Source organism: Pseudomonas morbosilactucae (assembly GCF_023241715.1).
GTDB classification, from domain to species: Bacteria; Pseudomonadota; Gammaproteobacteria; order Pseudomonadales; family Pseudomonadaceae; genus Aquipseudomonas; species Aquipseudomonas morbosilactucae.
On the sequence record NZ_JALQCW010000078.1, the window covers coordinates 34,047 to 52,032 of the forward strand.

The 17,986-nt window shown below is 64.9% G+C and carries 16 protein-coding genes; 10 read left to right on the forward strand and 6 right to left on the reverse strand.

Annotation, left to right across the window (positions count from 1 at the left end; genetic code table 11):
• Positions 1–8: 8 nt before the first annotated feature.
• The 9 genes from M1B34_RS26370 (at position 9) to M1B34_RS26410 (ending at position 8,892) form a co-directional block, all read left to right on the forward strand.
• Positions 9–878 (forward strand): ABC transporter permease subunit, encoded by an 870-nt coding sequence (locus M1B34_RS26370; protein WP_268266664.1) that lies wholly within the window; start codon positions 9–11, stop codon positions 876–878.
• Positions 878–1,903, forward strand: coding sequence for an ABC transporter permease subunit (locus M1B34_RS26375; protein ID WP_268266665.1), 1,026 nt, complete (start codon positions 878–880; stop codon positions 1,901–1,903). Before M1B34_RS26370 ends, M1B34_RS26375 begins: the two co-directional genes overlap by 1 nt.
• Positions 1,900–2,628: an ATP-binding cassette domain-containing protein gene (locus M1B34_RS26380; RefSeq protein WP_268266666.1), complete on the forward strand. Its 729-nt coding sequence runs from the start codon at positions 1,900–1,902 to the stop codon at positions 2,626–2,628. The genes M1B34_RS26375 and M1B34_RS26380 overlap by 4 nt, the downstream gene beginning before the upstream one ends.
• Complete coding sequence (locus M1B34_RS26385) at positions 2,621–3,325, forward strand: ABC transporter ATP-binding protein (RefSeq protein ID WP_268266667.1); 705 nt, start codon at positions 2,621–2,623, stop codon at positions 3,323–3,325. The genes M1B34_RS26380 and M1B34_RS26385 overlap by 8 nt, the downstream gene beginning before the upstream one ends.
• 13 nt (positions 3,326–3,338) lie before the next feature.
• Complete coding sequence (locus M1B34_RS26390; protein ID WP_268266668.1) at positions 3,339–4,859, forward strand: amidase; 1,521 nt, start codon at positions 3,339–3,341, stop codon at positions 4,857–4,859.
• The gene (locus tag M1B34_RS26395) at positions 4,856–5,980 is read left to right on the forward strand and encodes a transporter substrate-binding domain-containing protein (RefSeq protein WP_268263921.1); all 1,125 of its coding nucleotides are present in this window, start codon (positions 4,856–4,858) and stop codon (positions 5,978–5,980) included. Before M1B34_RS26390 ends, M1B34_RS26395 begins: the two co-directional genes overlap by 4 nt.
• 16 nt (positions 5,981–5,996) lie before the next feature.
• Positions 5,997–6,467, forward strand: a complete 471-nt coding sequence (locus M1B34_RS26400; RefSeq protein WP_268266669.1) for an ANTAR domain-containing response regulator — start codon at positions 5,997–5,999, stop codon at positions 6,465–6,467.
• Positions 6,449–6,595, forward strand: coding sequence for an ANTAR domain-containing protein (locus M1B34_RS26405; protein ID WP_268266670.1), 147 nt, complete (start codon positions 6,449–6,451; stop codon positions 6,593–6,595). The genes M1B34_RS26400 and M1B34_RS26405 overlap by 19 nt, the downstream gene beginning before the upstream one ends.
• 179 nt (positions 6,596–6,774) lie before the next feature.
• Entirely contained in the window at positions 6,775–8,892 is a 2,118-nt protein-coding gene (locus M1B34_RS26410; RefSeq protein ID WP_268266671.1) for a TonB-dependent siderophore receptor, read from the forward strand.
• Positions 8,893–9,288: 396 nt separating this feature from the next.
• Here the strand turns inward: M1B34_RS26410 and M1B34_RS26415 are convergent, their stop codons facing one another.
• From M1B34_RS26415 to M1B34_RS26440, 6 genes are all read right to left on the reverse strand, one after another.
• A complete protein-coding gene (locus M1B34_RS26415) occupies positions 9,289–11,730 on the reverse strand; it encodes a TonB-dependent receptor (protein ID WP_268266672.1) in 2,442 nt (813 codons plus the stop codon).
• 90 nt (positions 11,731–11,820) lie between these two features.
• Entirely contained in the window at positions 11,821–12,786 is a 966-nt protein-coding gene (locus tag M1B34_RS26420) for a FecR domain-containing protein (RefSeq protein ID WP_123333756.1), read from the reverse strand.
• A complete protein-coding gene (locus tag M1B34_RS26425) occupies positions 12,787–13,302 on the reverse strand; it encodes a sigma-70 family RNA polymerase sigma factor (RefSeq protein WP_123333754.1) in 516 nt (171 codons plus the stop codon).
• A gap of 220 nt (positions 13,303–13,522) precedes the next feature.
• A complete protein-coding gene (locus tag M1B34_RS26430; protein ID WP_123333751.1) occupies positions 13,523–14,560 on the reverse strand; it encodes an ABC transporter substrate-binding protein in 1,038 nt (345 codons plus the stop codon).
• Positions 14,561–14,723: 163 nt separating this feature from the next.
• Positions 14,724–15,647, reverse strand: coding sequence for a 2-hydroxyacid dehydrogenase (locus M1B34_RS26435; protein ID WP_268263926.1), 924 nt, complete (start codon positions 15,645–15,647; stop codon positions 14,724–14,726).
• Positions 15,648–15,788: 141 nt separating this feature from the next.
• On the reverse strand, positions 15,789–16,868 hold the full coding sequence (locus tag M1B34_RS26440) for a tartrate dehydrogenase (RefSeq protein ID WP_123333748.1): 1,080 nt from the start codon (positions 16,866–16,868) through the stop codon (positions 15,789–15,791).
• A gap of 107 nt (positions 16,869–16,975) precedes the next feature.
• On the opposite strand from M1B34_RS26440, the gene M1B34_RS26445 reads away from it, so the two are divergent.
• Entirely contained in the window at positions 16,976–17,887 is a 912-nt protein-coding gene (locus tag M1B34_RS26445) for a LysR substrate-binding domain-containing protein (RefSeq protein WP_268263928.1), read from the forward strand.
• The last annotated feature ends 99 nt before the right edge of the window (positions 17,888–17,986 follow it).

Sequence of the window (17,986 nt, forward strand, 5' to 3'; positions counted from 1 at the left end):
AGGCGGGTATGGATTGGGCAGCGGTTTTTTCCCTGCAAATACTGGGCGCCATCGCCACCTTGGTGCTCCTCAGCATCGGCCTGGCGGTGGTCTTCGGCATGATGAAAATCATCAACCTGGCCCATGGTGAATTCATGATGCTGGGCGGTTATGTGGCGATCCTCGCCACCCATAAACTGCACGTGCCGATCTGGATTTCCATCCTGGTCCTGGCGCCCCTGACCGTGGGCCTGTTCGGCATGCTGGTGGAGCGCCTGCTGGTGCGCCACCTGTACGGGCGGATGATCGACACCATGCTCGCCACCTGGGGCCTGAGCCTGGCCCTGACCGGGATTGCCACGATGTTTTTCGGCAACACCACGGTGGGCATTTCTTCACCCTTGCCGGGCCTGAGCATTGGTGCCTATCAAACCAGCGGCTACGGGGTGTTCGTGATCGGCGTGGCGGTGGCGGTGATCCTCGGCATGTGGGCCTTGCTGCGCTTTACCCATTTCGGCCTGTGTGCCCGGGCGACCATGCAGAACGCCAAGATGGCCGCGGCCCTGGGGGCCAACCCGGGGCGCATCTACAGCCTGACCTTTGGCCTCGGTGCGGCCCTGGCCGGCCTCGGCGGCGCGGTGCTCGCGCCGTTGACCGGGGTGATTCCGACCCTGGGCGCCAGCTACATCGCCAAGGCCTTTATCACGGTGATCGGCGGCGGTAGTGCAGTGATCACCGGCACCCTGAGTTCGGCGGTGGCCTTCGGCTCGATCAACCAGGTGGTGACCTTCCTCAGCACCCCGGTGTTCGGTGAAGTGGCGCTGTTGCTGGCGGCGGTGGTGTTGATCCGGGTCTTGCCCCAGGGCATCACCGGGCGTTTTTTCAAAAGGGCATTTTGATGACTATTTCCTCTCCCAACCTGCTGCCCCTGGGTGGCAGCCTGCTGGCCGCGCTGTTGCTGGTGCTGCTGCCGCAGTGGCTGGACCTGTTCAGCCTGCTGTCGCTGTCGATCTACCTGGTGATGGCCTTGCTCGCCCTGAGCCTGGCGTTTGTCTGGGGTTTTGGCGGCATCCTGTGCTTCGGCCAGGCGGCGTTTTTCGGCCTGGGCGCCTACGCCTACGCCATTGGCGTGCTGAACTTCGGCGACAGCACCTGGGCGGTATTGCTGGCGGTCCTGGTGCCGGCGCTGTTCGCCGCGGCCATGGGTTATTTCATGTTCTATGGCGGCATCAGTGATGTGTACCTGGGCGTGATCACCCTGGCGGTGACCCTGATCCTGTTCAACGTGATGAACTCCACCTCGGGCTCGGCCTACCACATTGGCAGCGCCTTGCTGGGCGGTTTCAACGGCATCCCGGCGATCCCCACCCTGAACATGCCCTTCGACCCGGACCGGGTGCTGGAGCCCGAGACCCTGTTCCAGGTCATCGGCGGCGCCTTGATCCTCTGCTACCTGGGGCTGCGCGGGCTGTTGGCCAGCCGCTTCGGCAAGGTGGTGGTGGCGGTGCGCGAGAACGAGCAGCGTGCCGGCCTGCTGGGCTACGACACGCGGCTGCACAAGCTGCTGGTGTTCAGCCTCGGTGGCGGTATCGCTGGCCTGGCCGGTTGCCTGTTCGCCAACTGGGGCGCCTTCGTCAGCCCCGGGGTGTTCGGCCTGGCGCAATCGGCGCAGATCATTATCTGGGTGATTGTCGGCGGTCGCGGCACCCTGTTCGGGCCGATCCTGGCCTGCATCGCCATCCAGGCGCTGATGGCCCGCCTGGGTGAACAGCAGAGCCTGGACAGCGGCCTGGTGCTCGGGGTGATCCTCCTGACCTTCGTCATGCTCCTGCCCCGAGGCCTGCTGCCAAGCCTGGCCAGCCTCCTGTCAACACTGCGCCGGCCACGCCGCGCCACCCGCCAACCACAGGAGCGCTCGGCATGAGTGAAGTCCTTTTGCAAACCCGTGGCCTGGGCGTCAGCTTTGGTGGCGTGCACGCAGTCAAGGCGGTGGACTTCACCGTCCACAGCGGCGAGGTGCGCTGCCTGATCGGCCCCAACGGCGCCGGTAAAAGCACCTTTTTCAAACTGCTCAGCGGTCAGTTGCAGCCCAGCCGTGGCGATTGCCATTTTCGTGGTCGGCGCATTTCCGGCTTGCCCCTGCACCGCATCGCGCGCCTGGGCATCGGCGTGAAAACCCAGACCCCGAGCGTCTTCGACGGCCTCGATGTGTTGGAAAACCTGCGCCTGGCCGCCAGCCGCCTGCAACGGCCCGCCGAGGCCCGGGCCACCGCTGAAGCGACGCTGGAACGGATCGGCCTGAGCGAACTGCGCCAGCGCAACGTCGGCGACCTGGCCCACGGCCAGCGCCAGTGGGTCGAGCTGGGGATGATCCTGGCGGCCCGTCCAGCCCTGGTGCTGCTGGATGAGCCGGCGGCCGGCATGACCCACCAGGAAGTGCGCAAGACCGCTGCCCTGATCAAGGAAATCAATGCCCACAGCACGGTGATCGTGGTCGAGCACGACATGGAGTTCATTCGCCTGATCGCCGGCACCGTCACCGTATTCAACCAGGGTGCGATCCTCGCCCAAGGCAGCTTTGCCGAGGTCACTCAGGACCCGGCAGTGCGCGAAGCCTACCTCGGCAAGCAGGAGATCAAACATGCTTGAAGTCAAAGGCCTGTGTGCCGGTTATGGACGGGTGCCGGTGTTGCGCGAGGTGCTGCTCAGCGCCAGCGCCAACAGCGGCGTCGGGGTATTGGGGCGCAACGGCATGGGCAAGACCACCTTGCTTCGGGCGCTGATAGGCGAGCTGCCGGTCATGGCCGGGACCCTGCATTTTGCCGGGCAGGATTTGACCCGCGCGGCGGCCCACCAGCGGGCGGCGGCGGGCATCGGCTACGTGCCCCAGGGCCGGCAGATTTTCCCCCAGCTCTCGGTCAGGGAAAACCTGCGCATGGGCTGCGTGAAAAACTTCGCCACGGCGGCCACCACCATGGAGCGGGTGCTGGAATATTTTCCGCGCCTGGAACGCTTGCTGGAGCAGCCGGGTGGTGCGCTGTCCGGTGGTGAGCAGCAACTGCTGGCTCTGGCCCGTTGCCTGTGCGGCGACCCGAAACTGCTGTTGCTGGACGAGCCCACCGAGGGCATCCAGCCGTCGATCTGCGACGAGATCATCGACACCCTGCAACGCCTGCGGCGCGAGCAGGGGCTGGCGTTGATCCTGGTGGAGCAGGACATCGAGTTCCTCGCGGCGCTGTCGGATCGCATCCTGATCATCGAGAAGGGCCAACTGGTGGAAGAGATCGACCCGTCCACCACCAGCGCCTCGGCCATCGCCGAACGTTTCGTGGATTTTCATTCTTAAGGATTACTTCACCATGTCTATTCAACGTCCCTCCCAGGCCGACCTCGACGCGGCCGGTGCTCGCCTGGGCCTGCAGCTCGATGCGTCGTTGCTGAACGAGTACGCGGGCATTCTCGAAGCGGTGTGGCAGGACTACGACCGCCTCGACAGCCTGGGCTCCACGCTGCCACCGCTCAAATACCCGCAGCGCTCGGGCCACGAACCGGCACCCGGCGACAACCCCTACAACGCCTGGTACGTGAAGACCCAGGTGCAAGGCGCGGCGACCGGCAAGCTGGCGGGCAAGCGCATCGCCCTCAAGGACAATATCTGCCTGGCCGGGGTGCCGATGATGAACGGCGCCTCGACCCTGCGCGGCTACGTGCCGGACCTGGACGCCACCGTGGCGACCCGGGTGCTGGACGCCGCCGGGCAGATTCTCGGCAAGGCCCATTGCGAGTACTTTTGCGTGTCCGGCAGCAGCCACACCAATGCCACCGGCGCGGTGCACAACCCGCGCAACCCCGGGCACTCCACCGGCGGCTCGTCCTCCGGTTGCGCGGCGCTGATCGTCGCCGGGGAGGTGGACCTGGGCATCGGCACCGACCAGGGCGGTTCGGTGCGCATTCCCGCGGCCTACAGCGGCATCTACGGCCTGAAACCGACCCACGGGCTGATTCCCTACAGCGGCATCATGCCGGTGGAAATGACCCTGGATCACGCCGGCATCATGAGCGCCAATGTCGCCGACAACGCCTTGCTCCTGGAGGTGTTGGCCGGGGTCGACGGCCTCGACCCGCGCCAGGGGCGGCAGCTGCCCGAGGTGCGCTACACCCAGGCCCTGGGCCAGGGCTGCGCCGGGTTGCGGATTGCCGTGGTGGGCGAAGGCTTCGGCCTGGCCAACTCGGAAGCCGACGTGGACGCGACGGTGCGCCGCGCCGCCGGTCTGTTCCGTGAGCTGGGGGCCGAGGTCGAGGAGGTGTCGATTCCGATGCACGCCCTGGGCCATGCGATCTGGACCCCGATTGCCGTGGAAGGCACCACCCAGCAGATGCTCGGCTGCAACTATTCCAGCAACTGGAAGGGGCTCTACGTGGAGAGCCTGATGCAGGCCCAGGCCGGCTGGCAGGCCAAGGCCGAGGCCTTTCCCCATGACTTGAAAACCTGCCTGCTGGCCGGCGACTACGCTTACCGCGCCCATGCCGGGCAGTACTACGCCAAGGCACAGAATGCGGCGCGGCAACTGCGCGCCGCCTACGACGGGCACCTGCAAGACTTCGACGTGCTGCTGATGCCCACGGTGCCGCTCAAGGCGCCGCGGTTGCCGGAGCCTGAAGCCTCGGCCAGCACCTGGGTCAGCCGCGCCCTGGAGATGAACGCCAACACCGCGCCCTTCGATGTTACCGGTCACCCGGCGATCTCCATCCCCTGCGGCTTGGCCGCCGGGCTGCCGGTGGGCATGATGCTGGTCGCTCGCGACTACGATGAGGCCACGCTGTACCGCCTGGCCCATGCTTTCGAGCAGCACTTCAATTGGGAAAGCCTTACGTCATGAGTACTCAGGGATACAAGGTCGGGCTGTTGTTCTCCGAGCACAGCCTCACCGCCGGGGTGGAGACCACCCAGGCCAATGCCAGCCAACTGGCGATTGCCGAAGTCAACGAAGCGGGGGGCATCAACGGCGTGCCCCTGGTGCCAGTGGTTGCCCACCCCGGTGCCGAGCCGGCCAGCTACCGCGACAGCGCCCTGCAACTCTGTGATCAGGAACAGGTGCGGGTGCTGTTCGGCACCCACATGTCGAGCACCCGCAAGCTGGTCTTGCCGGTGGTGGAAAGCCGTCGTCGCCTGCTGTTCTACCCGACCCTCTATGAAGGCTTCGAGTATTCGCCGTACTGCTTCTATACCGGCTCGGCCCCCAACCAGAACTCCGTGCAACTGGCGCGTTATGTGCTGGAAACCTACGGCGGGCGGGTGCTGTTTGTCGGTGGGCCCTATGTCTACCCGTACGAGTCCAACCGCATCATGCGCGAGCTGTTCGAGCAGGCCGGGGGCGAAGTAGTGGACGAAATCTACCTGCCGTTCCACGCCTGTGAGGAGGACTTCCAGCGGGTCATGCAGCGGGTGGCGGACACCGCCCCGGACGCCATCTACTCAACCATTGTCGGCAGCGACATCCCGGCTCTGCACCGGGCCTACCGCCGTGCCGGGCTGGACCCGGCGCGCACGCCGATCGTCAGCCTGGCCACCAATGAAGTGGACGTGCTCGCCATGACCGCCGAGGAGGCCGAAGGGCACGTGTGCGCGGCGCCCTGGTTCTCGACCCTGGACAACGCCCAAAGCCGGGCCTTTGTCGCCCGCTACCGGGCGCGGTTTGGCGAGCAGGCGCCGATCACCTCGGGGGCCGAGGCGGCGTATTTTCAGGTGCACCTGTTCGCCCAGGCCGCACGCCAGGCCGCGGACGATTCCCTGGAGGCCCTGCGCGAAGCCTTGGCCGGTGCCCACTTCGACGCTCCTCAAGGCCGTGTGAGTATCGATGCCGACACTCAGCACACCTGGCTCTGGCCACGGATTGCCCGGGTCGATGCCCAGCGTCAGTTCCAACTGGTGCTGGAAAGCCGCGAGGCGGTGCGGCCCAGCCCGTACATGGTCGAGTACCAACTGGACGCTGAAGCGTGAGGCGGAGGAGGGCGAGATGAACACTGCACCTTCGCTGCTGCGCGAGCTCAAGGGCCTGCGGGTGTTGGTCATCCACCCCGAGGACGCCGAGGCCCGGGTGGTGCTGAGCCAACTGCAACGCATCGGCTGCATCGTCGAACAGTGCTGGCCGGTGCCCACCTGCCTGCCGGCGGCGTTCGACGCGGTGCTGCTGGCGGTCGAACTCAACCAGCGCGCCAACACCCAGGCATTGGTGGAGAGCCTCGACGAGCAGGCGCCGCCGATCATTGCCGTGGTCGGCTACGAAAACCCCTCGATGCTGCAACTGGTGCTGGAAACCCAACCGGCGGCGGTGATCGAACGGCCCCTGCGACCGTTCGGCCTGCTGACCCAGTTGTTGATGGCCCGGGCGCCTGGCGCGCGCGGATCGACATGCTGGCGCAGATCCGCAAGTTGCAGACCCGGCAACCGGCGGTGTCGAAAATCTCCATGGCCAAGGCCCTGTTGATGGCCCGCTATCGGATTGCCGAAAGCGAAGCCCACCGGCGCATCCAGCGAGACGCCATGGCCCGGCGCATCAGCATGGAGGCGATTGCCCAGGGGATTATCGACGCGGGCTTGCCGACGCCGGACTGAAGGGCAGGGCGCGAAACCCGCGTCGGCGATGGGCTGCAAGGAGGCGGCCCCTTTGTATTATTTTTGCTACACGTGACTGAGAAAGCCTATCAAATGAGAATCTGTATCTATATGATTCGCGGCACAATCTTGCCGGGCTACCGCAGTGCCCGGGATTCTCCAAAAAGGCCGTTACGTCGATGCGTCGAACTCTTGTTTCCCTGTGTGTCATCCAAGCTATTTCCCAGACTGCCTGGGCTGAATCGGTACCGGTGGACCCGGCCTCGATCGAGCTGCAAGCCATCGACATCAACGGCACCGCCGAAGAACAGGCCCAGGGGCCGGTACAGGGTTATCGTGCCACCCGTTCCGCCAGCGCCACGCGCACCGACACCTCGATTCATGAAACCCCGCAGTCCATCAGCGTGGTCACCCGCGACGCCGTGGAAGACCTCAGCGCGACCCGTTTGCAAGACGCCCTCGATTACGCCGGCGGCGTGGGCCGAGCCAACAACTTTGGCGGCCAGGGCCTGACCACCTTCACCGTGCGCGGCTTCACCACCGGCGAGTTCTACCGCAACGGTTTTCCGATCAACCGCGGCTACCCGAACATGCCCGATGCCAACACCATCGAGCGCCTGGAAGTGCTGCGCGGCCCGGCTACCATGCTCTACGGCCGTGGCGACCCGGGCGGCACCTTCAATGTGGTGTCCAAGCAGCCCCTGGCCGAAAGCCGCACCACCCTGGGCAGCCAGATCAGCGACCAGGGCATGCGTCGCGGCACCCTGGACACCTCCGGCCCATTGGACGATGACGGCCGCTTTGCCTATCGCCTGAACGTGATCGGCGAGGGCGGCGACACCTTCCGTGACCATGTGGAAACCGAACGCTACGGCGTGACCCCGGTGCTCAGCTGGCAGGTCAACGACCGCACCAAAATCACCTTCGAAGGCGACTTCATGCGCAACAACGCGCCTTTGGATCGTGGCCTGACCCGCTACCCGACACAGCGTGGCGTGGCCTCGCGGGACACCTTCTTCGGCGAGAAGGACGTCGGCAAACTGCACAACGACAACAACATGGGCCAGGTGCGTTTCGAGCACTTCCTCAATGACAATTGGACCCTGGGCGGCGGCGCGCAAATCCTCGACGGCACCCTGGCCGGCAATGGTGTCGAGGCCAACGGCATTGCGCCCGACGGCCGCACCCTGGGGCGCAACTTCAACTACCGCAAGCTGGAGTGGCGTGACCGCGACTACCAGTTGAACCTCACCGGGCATTTTTCCACCGGCGGTTTCGAGCACACCTTGCTCACCGGTGTCGAGTACGAAGACTACGACTACCAGTCGATCATTCGCCGCTCCAACGCGGCATACCCCATCGATATCTTCAACCCGGTCTACGGCCAGCCACGTCCGGCCCTGACCCGCACCACCACCCATGACAAGGAAAACCTCAAGACCTACGCGGCCTTTGTCCAGGATCAGGTCAGCCTGACCGACGACCTCAAGGTTCTGCTGGGCGCGCGCCTGGAGCGCTTCGAGCACCACTACGACAACTACCTCAACAACTCGTCCTGGGAAAAGAGCGACAACGCCGTCACCCCGCGGGCTGGCCTGGTCTACAACCTGACGCCGACCGTGGCGCTGTATGCCGACGCGGCGCGCTCGTTTAAACCCAACTCGGGTGCCGACCGCACGGGCAATGGCTTCAAGCCGGAAGAAGGCAAGTCCTATGAAGTGGGGGTGAAATGGGAAGCCCTGGAGCGCCAGTTGAGCGTGGACGCGGCGATCTACCAGATCGACAAGCAGAACGTGCTGACCAACGATCCGACGGACCCGAACGGTGTGTTCAAAGTGGCCGCCGGTGAAGTGCGCAGTCGTGGCCTGGACATCAACGTGGCCGGCAACCTCACCCCCGAGTGGCGGATGATCGGCGGCTACGCCTATGTGGATGCCGAGGTCACCAAGGACACGGCGATCCCGACCGGCACGCGCCTGATGAACATTCCGCGCAACAGCTTCAGCCTGTTGAACGTCTATGAGTTCCAGGACGGCGGCCTCAAGGGCCTGGGCCTGGGGTTGGGGGCCAAGTACGTGGATAACCGCGCCGGGCAAACCTCCAGCACCGCCTTCGACATGAGCAGCTACCAGGTCTTTGATCTGTTGAGCTACTACAAACTCAACGAGCACGTGCGTCTGAACCTGGACGTGAAAAATCTGTTCAACGAAGACTACGAGGAAGGCGCTTTCGGCAACGCCTACGCCTACCCGGGCGCACCGCGTACCGTGCAACTGGGCATCGCCTACACCCTGTAAACCCGATAGCCGCCAAGCCTCTGCCATCCCCCAGCTTCCGGTGCGTAAAGCGCCTGGGACTTGGGGGATTTTGCTATGGGGCGGAGCAGTCCGAACCCCGGGCCTGGGGCCTGCACCGCGCGCGCAAACGCCTGAAGTTATTCACTAAAACCGTGGGTATCTCTGTGGATAACTGCGCAGGAGGCCGACAACACAGGTGATACGGGGCACGGTCAATAAATAGACAAAACCCCGCTTGCCTGGCCCGCGAGGCCTTCGAGTGCGCCACCTTTTCGGTCATGAACTCCAGTAGCTGCTTGGGCAGGTTGAAGACTGGGTAGGCCAGGGACTGCACCTTGATCATGGTGTCCAGCACCAGGGTGCTGGTGCCTGGCTTGCCTTGCTCCTCGCGTGGGCCTAGAAATCCACCGTGGCCGACAGTTGCAAGGTGCGTGGCGAGGCCTGGGAGAAGGCGCCATAGGACGCCACCCCCGACCAGTAGCTGCGGTCGAAGAGGTTCTGCACCGTGGCCCGCAGGGTGGTGGGGCGGCCGTCGATGTGGGTGCTGTAGCGGGCGCCGGCGTCGATCCGGGTCCAGGGGTCGAGTTCCTGGGTATTGTCCTGATTGATGTACTGGCTGCCGGTGTAGATGGCGCCGCTGGTCAGGGTCAGGCCCTCGATCCACGGCGTGTCCCATTCCGCCCAGAGGTTGGCCTGGACCTCGGGCACGCCCACGGGTTTGTTGCCGCGGTAGGCCGGGGTGCCGCTCTGGGTCAATTCGGCGTCGAGCAGGGTCACGCCGCCGAGCAGGCGGGTGCCTTCGCTGAGTTCGCCGAACAGGTTGAGTTCCAGGCCGCGGTTACGTTGCTCACCCTGCACCGAAAAAATCTGTCGGTTATTGCTCTGGGCCACCAGTTCGCCCGCTGGCTTCTTGATCTGAAACAGGCTCAGGGTTGAGGTGAAGGTCCCGTAGTCGACCTTGACCCCGACTTCCTGCTGGCGGGAGATGTAGGGCGCGAACACCTCGCCGGAGTTGTCGGCGTTGGCCGGCGCGGAGTCGCCCTTGCTCAAGCCTTCGATGTAGTTGTAGTAGAGCGACACGTGCTCCCAGGGTTTGATCACCAGGCCGAACAGCGGCGTGGTGGCGGTTTTGTCGTAGGTGGTGACTGCGACTGCGGGGTTGTAGTTGTGCGACTCGATGCTTTGCTGGCGCAGGCCGAGGGTCAGCTGCAAGCGTTCATCGAGCACCGACAAGGTGTCGGCCAGGGCCACGCCGGACAGTTCGCTGGCCGAGACCTTGAGCGGGTCAGGGGTGGCAATTTCGGGCTCCGGGCGCTGCACCGGGTGGTAAATGTTGGACAGGATCGCCGGCCCGGAAATGATCGCCCGGGACAAATCATCGCGATAGCGGGTGACTTGCAGGCTGGTGTTATGGCTCACCGGGCCGGTGTCGAAGCGCACCCGGGCACCGGCATCGACGGTGTAGCGCTCGACCTCGAACTTGTAATAGCCGGGAATCGACGAGGTGTCGCCGGCGCTGTTGAGCAGGTTCGGGGTCTGGTCGGAAAGCCGCGACACTTGCGAGCGCCCACCGCCGGCGTGGGCGAACAGGGTCAGTGCGTCGTTCACCTCGTATTCACCGCTCAGCAGGGTGGCGCGGTCGCGGGTCTTGGCCCAGGACCATTCCTGGGTGACGTTGCGCCGGCCATTGGCGGCCGAGGGAATGTCCAGGCCTCGGTTGATCAGGAAGGGCCGGGATGGGGCGTCGAACTGTTCTTCCTGGCTGATCATGTCGAGGCTGGCACGCAGGCGCTCGCCCTGGTAATCGAAGGCCACGGCGCCGAGGTTGATCTCCCGCGATTGTTTGTCGATAGCGGTGTCGCCTTGCTGCACGCTGCCGTTGATGCGCACACCAAACTGGCGCTGGTCACCGAAGCGCCGGCTCAGGTCCAGATGGCCGCCAACCTGGCGGTCGCTGGCGTAGCTGGCGGTGAAGCGGGTCAGGTCTTCGTCCAGGGAGCGCTTGGGCACAATATTGATCACCCCACCGACCCCGCTGTTGGGCGACATGCCGTACAGCAGCGCGCCGGGCCCCTTGATCACCTCCACGCGCTCGGCGTACTCGGTGAACACCCGGTAGTTGGGGGCCACGCCGTAGACGCCGTCGAAAGCCAGTTCCCCGAGGTTGCCTTCGCCTATGGGAAAACCGCGGATAAAGAACGAGTCCACCACGCCGCCGGTCTGCCCGGTGGAACGCACCGAGGAGTCACGCTCCAGCACGTCGGCGACGGTGATCGCCTGCTGGTCCTTGATCAGGGTGGAGGTGTAGTTGCTGACGCTGAAGGGCACGTCCATCAGGTCTTTGTTGCCCATCAGGCCGAGGCGCCCACCACGGGCCACCTGGCCGCCGGCATACACCGGCGGCAGGCTGTCGGGGGCCTGGCCATTGGCACTGATGGTGGTGGCGTCGAGGGTCAGCCCGGTGTCTGCGGCGGCTGGGCGCCGGGCCAGGGTGTAGGTGCCGTCGGTGCGCGCCACCAGTTCCAGGCCGCTGTCGGCGAGCAATTGTTCCAGGGCTTCCCGGGGGCTGTAGCGGCCTGACAGCCCGGGGCTTTCCAGGCCGTCGGTGAGGTTGGGCTGGAACGACAGGGGAAGGCCGGTGGCCAGGGCAAAGCCAGACAGGGTCGGGCCCAGGGGGCCGGCCGGGATCTCGTAGCTGCGCGGTGTGCTGTCCAGGGCCGGTGTGGCGGCGGCCCAGGCCGCTGTGCTGCAAGCGGTGCCCAGGCTCAGGCACAGCAGGGCGTTGCGCAGGGCGGGTCGGAGGGGGCGGGCCGGACGCGGAGGGCGGTTAACGAACATGGGGGAGGACCTATTCGACAAGGTTGAGAAGTGCTTCCTTCCCTAGCCAGCCGAGCGCGGAAAAAGTATCACCCCCCAGGCTGTTTTTTTTCAGGCGGCGGAAAGCATCACCCAGTAACCCTGCCAGTGCTGACGGATAACCAGGGGATAGGTCTGCTGCAGCATGTCCAGGGTGCGCTGGCTGTCGCTGATGGGGAAGGCACCGGAAATGCGCAGGTCGGCGATGGCCGGGTCGCAGCGCACGAAGCCCTTGCGGTAGCGCGCCAGTTCCACGAGGAAGTCCGCCAGGCGCAGGTTGTCGGCCAACAGCATGCCCTGGGTCCAGGCACTGGCAGCGGGGTTGGCGGTTTCCGGCGGGGCCAGCTGGCTGGCGCTGAAGGTGGTGCGCTGGCCGGCGTTGATCACCTGCTGGGCACCGCCGGCCTCGGCCAGTTGCACCCGCACCGCGCCTTCGAGCACCACCAGGCGGGTGCTGCCGGCCTGCTCGCGCACGGTGAAACGGGTGCCCAGGGCCTGCATCCAGCCGGCCTCGGTGGTCACCAGGAACGGCCGGTCGCCAGGATCGCGGGCGGTCTGTACCAGGATCTCGCCCTGGCGCAGGTGCACCCGGCGTTGCTGGCTGTCGAAGCGCACGTCGATCGCCGAGTCGGTGTTCAAGGTGATCTGCGAACCGTCCGCCAACTGCAGCTCCCGGCGTTCGCCCACGGCCGAGCGGAAGTCGGCGGTCCATTGCTGGGTTTCCAGGAGCTTCCAGGCGCCGAAGCTGCCGGGCAGCAGGGCCAGCAATGCCGCCAGCTTGGCCACGGCGGCGCGTCGGCCCGGGTTGGCAGGGCGATCCAGGGCTGACATGGCCAGGGCCGGGGGCAGGCCGCCGAGTTTGCCCAGCAGCACCTGCGCCCGCTCCCAGGCCTGTTGGCGTTCCGGGCTGCTGCCGCGCCAGTGCTGCCATTGCTCATGTTCGTCGGCGCTGACATCGCCTTCGCTGAAGCGCAGCAGCCAGTCGGCGGCTTCGTCCAGGGCTTGCTCGGCCAGGGGGACAGTCGGCTGGGCGGGCACTTAGTGCACCAACGCCAGGCACTGGATAAAGGCCTGCTTCATGTAGCGCTTGACGGTGATCAGCGAGACCCCCAGTTGCTCGGCGATTTCGGCGTACTTGAGGCCGGCGATCTGCGACAGCAGGAAGGTGCGTTTCACCGGGGCCGGCAAGGTGTCGAGCATGGCGTCGATTTCGTGCAGGGTTTCCAGGATCAGGTAGCGCGCCTGGGGCGAGGGCGCCTCGGCTTCCGGCATCTGCGCCAGGGCTTGCAGGTAGGCGCGTTCCAGGGCCTGGCGCTGGTACCAGTTGACCAGGATGCCCTTGGCCACGCAGCTCAGGTAGGCCCGGGGTTCGTCGATCACCGCGACCCCGGAGGCGAGGATCCGGGTGAAGGTGTCATGGGCCAGGTCTGCGGCGTCCAGGGCGTTGCCGAGCTTTTTCCGCAGGCGCGCGTAGAGCCAGCCATGGTGGCCGCTGTACAGGGCTTCGACGGTACGCAGGTGCTGGGCGTGGATCGCGGCGGGGCTATCGCTCATGGCAGGTCGGAGTTTGCAATTGAGAAGTATTCCCAATGCTAGTGTAGGGCGAAGTCCCTGCGCAAGGATTCTCTGTGGCGCACAAGCGGCGGCGGGTGTGGCGGGGCAGGGGCTGCCTGGGCGGGGAAGGAGGGCGGTTGCGGCGCAGCAATCGGTGGAGAGGGGCGTTGCCGACGGGCCAGGGCGATAGTCGCCCTGGCCGGTTGTCAGGCGTTGGGGGTTATTTGCTCGACCAGGCAATAAAGCGCTGTTCCAGGCTTTCGCCGTGCTCGGTCCAGAAGTCCACGTCCATCTGCAGGGCGTTCTGCATGTTCTGCGGCGCCGTCGGCAGGTCGGCGGCCAGTTCCGGGCTCAGCAGGCTGATGGTGCCTTTGTTCGACGGGCCGTACGCCATGTGCTCGGTGTAGATTTTCTGCTGCGCCGGCTGCATGGCGAACTTGATGAACTTGTAGGCCTCGTCCAGGTTCGGCGTGCCCTTGGGAATGGCCCACTCATCGAACTGGTAGAGGTTGCCGTCCCAGACGATTTTCAGCGGTGCGCCGGATTGCTTGGCGGCATAGATCCGGCCGTTGTAGGCCGAGCTCATGACCACGTCGCCGGAAATCAGGTACTGCGGCGGCTGGGCGCCGGCTTCCCACCACTGGATGTAGGGCTTGAGTTCGTCGAGCTTGGCGAAGGCGCGGCTCACGCCGGCGTCGGTGGACAGTTCCTTGTACACGTCCTTGGGCGCCACGCCGTCGGCCATCAGGGCGAATTCCAGGGCGCCGCGGGCGGATTTGCGCAGGCTGCGCTTGCCGGGGAATTTCTTCACGTCCCAGAAATCTTTCCAGCCCTGGGGCGCGGTCTTGAGCTTCTCGGTGTTGTAGGCCAGGACGTTGGACCAGACGAAAATCCCCACGCCGCAGGTCTGCACGGTGCCGTCGATAAAGTCTTCCACCGGCCCGATGCGGCTCATGTCGATTTTCTCGAACAGGCCATCGTCGCAACCACGGCTGAGGTCGTTGTCTTCGATGTCGAGCACGTCCCAGTTGACGCTCTTGGTGTCGACCATGGCCTTGACCTTGGCCATCTCGCCGTTCCATTCGCCGGCGATGATCTTGGTCCCGGTGGCTTTTTCGTAGGGTTTGTAGAAGCCCGCCACTTGGGCGTCCTTGCTCGCGCCGCCGTAGGAAATCACGGTCAGATCCTTGGCCATGGCCTGGCCCACAGCCAGGCTCAGGCAACCGCTGAGCAGCACAAACTTCAGTGTTTTCGACATGGTGAAACTCCCAAAAAAAGTAGTACCGCAATGGAGTGCTAAGGGCAGTGTCAGCTCGACGGGGCGGGAACGAATCGGCGCCGCGCCGGTTGCTCTACCGGACATTCGAAGTTCCGGGCTGATTTGTTGTTATGCAGAGCGTCAGTGTCGGGATGGTCCCTCTTCAGTAGCCTTGGTGTTTTTCGATGACACCGGACATGGCCTGGCCCCGTTGGTGGCGGCGCAGGTTGTCCAGCAATGGAGCGAACGCCGACTCGGGCAGGGTCACTGCGCCGATGTGCGGGGTCAGCCAGATGTTCGGGTGTTGCCAGAACGGGTGCTGCTCGGGGGCCGGTTCTTCTTGCACCACATCGACAATCGCGTGGCTCAGTTGCCCGCTGTCCAGGGCTTGCAGCAGATCCTGCTCCACCAGGTGCGCGCCACGGCCCAGGTTGATCAGGCTCGCGCCCCGGGGCAGCAAGCCCAGGGTGCGGGCGTTGAGCAGGCCACGGGTGTGCTCGGTCAGGGGCAGCAGGCAGAGCAGGGTGTCGCACTGGCTGAGGAAGGCCGGCAACTGCTCGACGCCGGCAAAACACTCGACGCCGTCCAGTGGTTGCAGCGAACGCGACCAGCCCCGCAGGTTGAAGCCGAACGGCCGCAAGTGTTGCAGCGCCGCCTTGCCCAGCATGCCCAGGCCCATGACCCCCACGCGGCGTTGCCGGGCCGGGACCCAGGGCTGTTCCTGCCATTGCCCCTGGCGTTGCTGGTGCAGGTACAAGGGCAATTGCCGATGCAGGCTGAGCACCGCCATGCAGGCGTATTCGACAATCCCCTGGACAATGCCCGGGTCTTGCATGCGCACCACCGGCACCTGCTCGGGCAACTGCCGCAGGTCGAACTGATCGACCCCCGCCGAGGTGGCGAACACCACTTCAAGGTTGGGAAAGTCCCGCAGGTTTTCCGGCGGCTGCCAGGCCATCAAGTAACGGATGTCCGCAGGGTTGCCGACGTCCGGCCAGAGCCTGACTTCGATGTCCGGGGCGTGCTCGGCGAACAAGGCCTGCCACTGCTGGCCACGCTCGGAATCGGCTTTGTAGAGAAGGGCCATGGAAGGCTCCGCCTGAAGGACTGTGCTCAGCCTATCCCAGCGCCGACAGTAGATTCTTTTGAATCGCTGCGCCGCGACGGCAGCTTTTGAATTTTATCCCACCGGCCGCAGCAGCCGCCCGAATGGGCGGCCACTCGGGGCTCAGCAGAGGGCGGCGATGGCCTTGCCCAAGGCTTCGGTGGTGCCTTTGCCGCCGATGTCGGCAGTCAGCGGCGCCACCTCCGGTCCTTGTTCGAGTACGGCTTCGATGGCCTTGACCACGGCGGCACCGGCTTCGGGGTGGCCCAGGTGCTCAAGCATCATCGCCCCGCACCAGATCTGCCCGATGGGGTTGGCGATGCCTTTGCCGGCGATGTCCGGGGCCGAACCGTGCACCGGTTCAAACAGGCTGGGGAAGTTGCGCTCCGGGTTGATGTTGGCCGAAGGGGCGATGCCGATGGTGCCGGTGCAGGCTGGGCCGAGGTCGGAGAGGATGTCGCCGAACAGGTTGCTGGCCACCACCACGTCGAACCAGTCCGGGTGCAGGACGAAGTTCGCGGTGAGGATATCGATGTGGTACTTGTCCACCTTGACCTCGGGGTAGCGCTTGCCCATCTCCACCACGCGTTCATCCCAGTAGGGCATGGTGATCGCGATGCCATTGGACTTGGTGGCCGAGGTCAGGTGCTTCTTCGGCCGGCTCTGGGCCAGGTCGTAGGCGAACTTGAGAATGCGGTCGACCCCGACCCGGGTCATCACGGTTTCCTGCAGCACGATCTCGCGCTCGGTGCCAGGGAACATCTTGCCGCCGACACTGGAGTACTCGCCCTCGGTGTTCTCGCGCACCACCCAGAAATCGATGTCGCCGGGCTTGCGGTTGGCCAGTGGCGCCTTGACCCCGGGCATCAGCCGGCAGGGGCGCAGATTGACGTACTGGTCGAATTCGCGGCGGAACTGCAACAGCGAATCCCACAGTGAGATGTGGTCCGGCACCACGTCGGGCCAGCCCACCGCGCCGAAGTAGATGGCGTCGTAACCCTTGAGCATCTCGAACCAGTCGTCGGGCATCATCTTGCCGTGGGCCAGGTAGTAATCGGCACTGGCGAAGTCGAACCAGTCCCACTGCAGTTCCAGGTCGTGGCGGCGGGCCACGGCATCGAGTACGCGCACACCTTCGGGCATCACTTCCTTGCCGATGCCGTCACCAGGGATCACGGCGATTTTGTAGCTGGACTTGCTCATGGTTCGACTCCAGGGATTGTTGGGTAGCGGCACTGAGTGTATGTATGGTCGCGGAATAAATAATTAGCCTGAAACGAAAGCCATTCTTAGATTTTTGGAAAGAATCCATGAGCACCATCGACGACTTGAGTTTCTTCCAGCAGGTGGCCAGCCGCGCCAGCCTCACCGAAGTGGCGCGCCACCTGGGCCTGTCGCTGCCGGCGGTGAGCAAGCGCCTGAGTCAGCTGGAACAGCGCCTGGGGGTGCAGTTGCTGCAACGCACCACGCGCAAGCTGGCCCTGACCCCGGAGGGCGCGTTGTACCTGGAAGGCGGTCGGCCGATCCTGCGGCAACTGGAAGAATTGGAGAGCGCCTTGAACCAGCGTCAGCCGACCTTGCACGGGCGGCTGCGGATCAATGGCACCCTGGGTTTTGGTCGCCGCCACCTGGCGCCCATCGTTTCCAGCTTCGCCCGCTTGCACCCGCAACTGGAGATTTCCCTGGAGCTGAGCAGCCAGCCCCTGGCCCTGCTGGACGATCAGTTCGACATTGCGGTGTGCATGGGCGAGCCGCCGGATTCGCGTTTGATCAGCGTGCGGCTGCTGGAAAATCCGCGGCTATTATGTGCAGCGCCTGGATACCTTGAAAACATGCCTGAGCCGAACGTGGTGGCGGACCTGGCCCAGCACAATTGCATCGTGCTGCGGCAGTTTGCCGGGGATTACGCGATCTGGCGCTTCCACAAGGACGGCCGCGAGTACGCCCATAAAGTCAGCGGCACCCTGTCCAGCAACGACGGTGAAGTGGCCCTGAGCCTGGCCCTGGAGGGGCATGGATTGATCCTGCGATCCCGCTGGGATGTCCAGCAATACTTGGAGGATGGGCGTCTGCGTGGGTTGTTGCTGGATCACCAGGCACCGCGGGCGGACATCTTCGCGGTGTACCAGCATCGCCGTCATATTCCCCAGCGCATCTCGGTGTTCAGCCAGTACCTGGTTCAGCAGCTGGCCAAACGCCTGCCTTATGCGGTGCATCCATGACTGGTCAGGGTTGCGAGGGTTTTTGCATAACTTGAAGCTATGCTGGTCCTGACTATTGGTGAGTTGTCCGGCACGGCACACTCTTGTAACGTCGGTGGG

Coding starts and splice junctions, on each gene's coding strand:
- M1B34_RS26395 (WP_268263921.1), top strand. CDS start 4,856: ATGAGTACTCAGGGATACAAGGTCGGGCTGTTGTTCTCCGAGCACAGC.
- M1B34_RS26400 (WP_268266669.1), top strand. CDS start 5,997: ATGAACACTGCACCTTCGCTGCTGCGCGAGCTCAAGGGCCTGCGGGTG.
- M1B34_RS26430 (WP_123333751.1), bottom strand. CDS start 14,560: ATGTCGAAAACACTGAAGTTTGTGCTGCTCAGCGGTTGCCTGAGCCTG.
- M1B34_RS26445 (WP_268263928.1), top strand. CDS start 16,976: ATGAGCACCATCGACGACTTGAGTTTCTTCCAGCAGGTGGCCAGCCGC.
- M1B34_RS26425 (WP_123333754.1), bottom strand. CDS start 13,302: ATGAGCGATAGCCCCGCCGCGATCCACGCCCAGCACCTGCGTACCGTC.
- M1B34_RS26415 (WP_268266672.1), bottom strand. CDS start 11,730: ATGTTCGTTAACCGCCCTCCGCGTCCGGCCCGCCCCCTCCGACCCGCC.
- M1B34_RS26440 (WP_123333748.1), bottom strand. CDS start 16,868: ATGAGCAAGTCCAGCTACAAAATCGCCGTGATCCCTGGTGACGGCATC.
- M1B34_RS26385 (WP_268266667.1), top strand. CDS start 2,621: ATGCTTGAAGTCAAAGGCCTGTGTGCCGGTTATGGACGGGTGCCGGTG.
- M1B34_RS26370 (WP_268266664.1), top strand. CDS start 9: ATGGATTGGGCAGCGGTTTTTTCCCTGCAAATACTGGGCGCCATCGCC.
- M1B34_RS26375 (WP_268266665.1), top strand. CDS start 878: ATGACTATTTCCTCTCCCAACCTGCTGCCCCTGGGTGGCAGCCTGCTG.
- M1B34_RS26410 (WP_268266671.1), top strand. CDS start 6,775: ATGCGTCGAACTCTTGTTTCCCTGTGTGTCATCCAAGCTATTTCCCAG.
- M1B34_RS26405 (WP_268266670.1), top strand. CDS start 6,449: ATGGCCAAGGCCCTGTTGATGGCCCGCTATCGGATTGCCGAAAGCGAA.
- M1B34_RS26380 (WP_268266666.1), top strand. CDS start 1,900: ATGAGTGAAGTCCTTTTGCAAACCCGTGGCCTGGGCGTCAGCTTTGGT.
- M1B34_RS26435 (WP_268263926.1), bottom strand. CDS start 15,647: ATGGCCCTTCTCTACAAAGCCGATTCCGAGCGTGGCCAGCAGTGGCAG.
- M1B34_RS26390 (WP_268266668.1), top strand. CDS start 3,339: ATGTCTATTCAACGTCCCTCCCAGGCCGACCTCGACGCGGCCGGTGCT.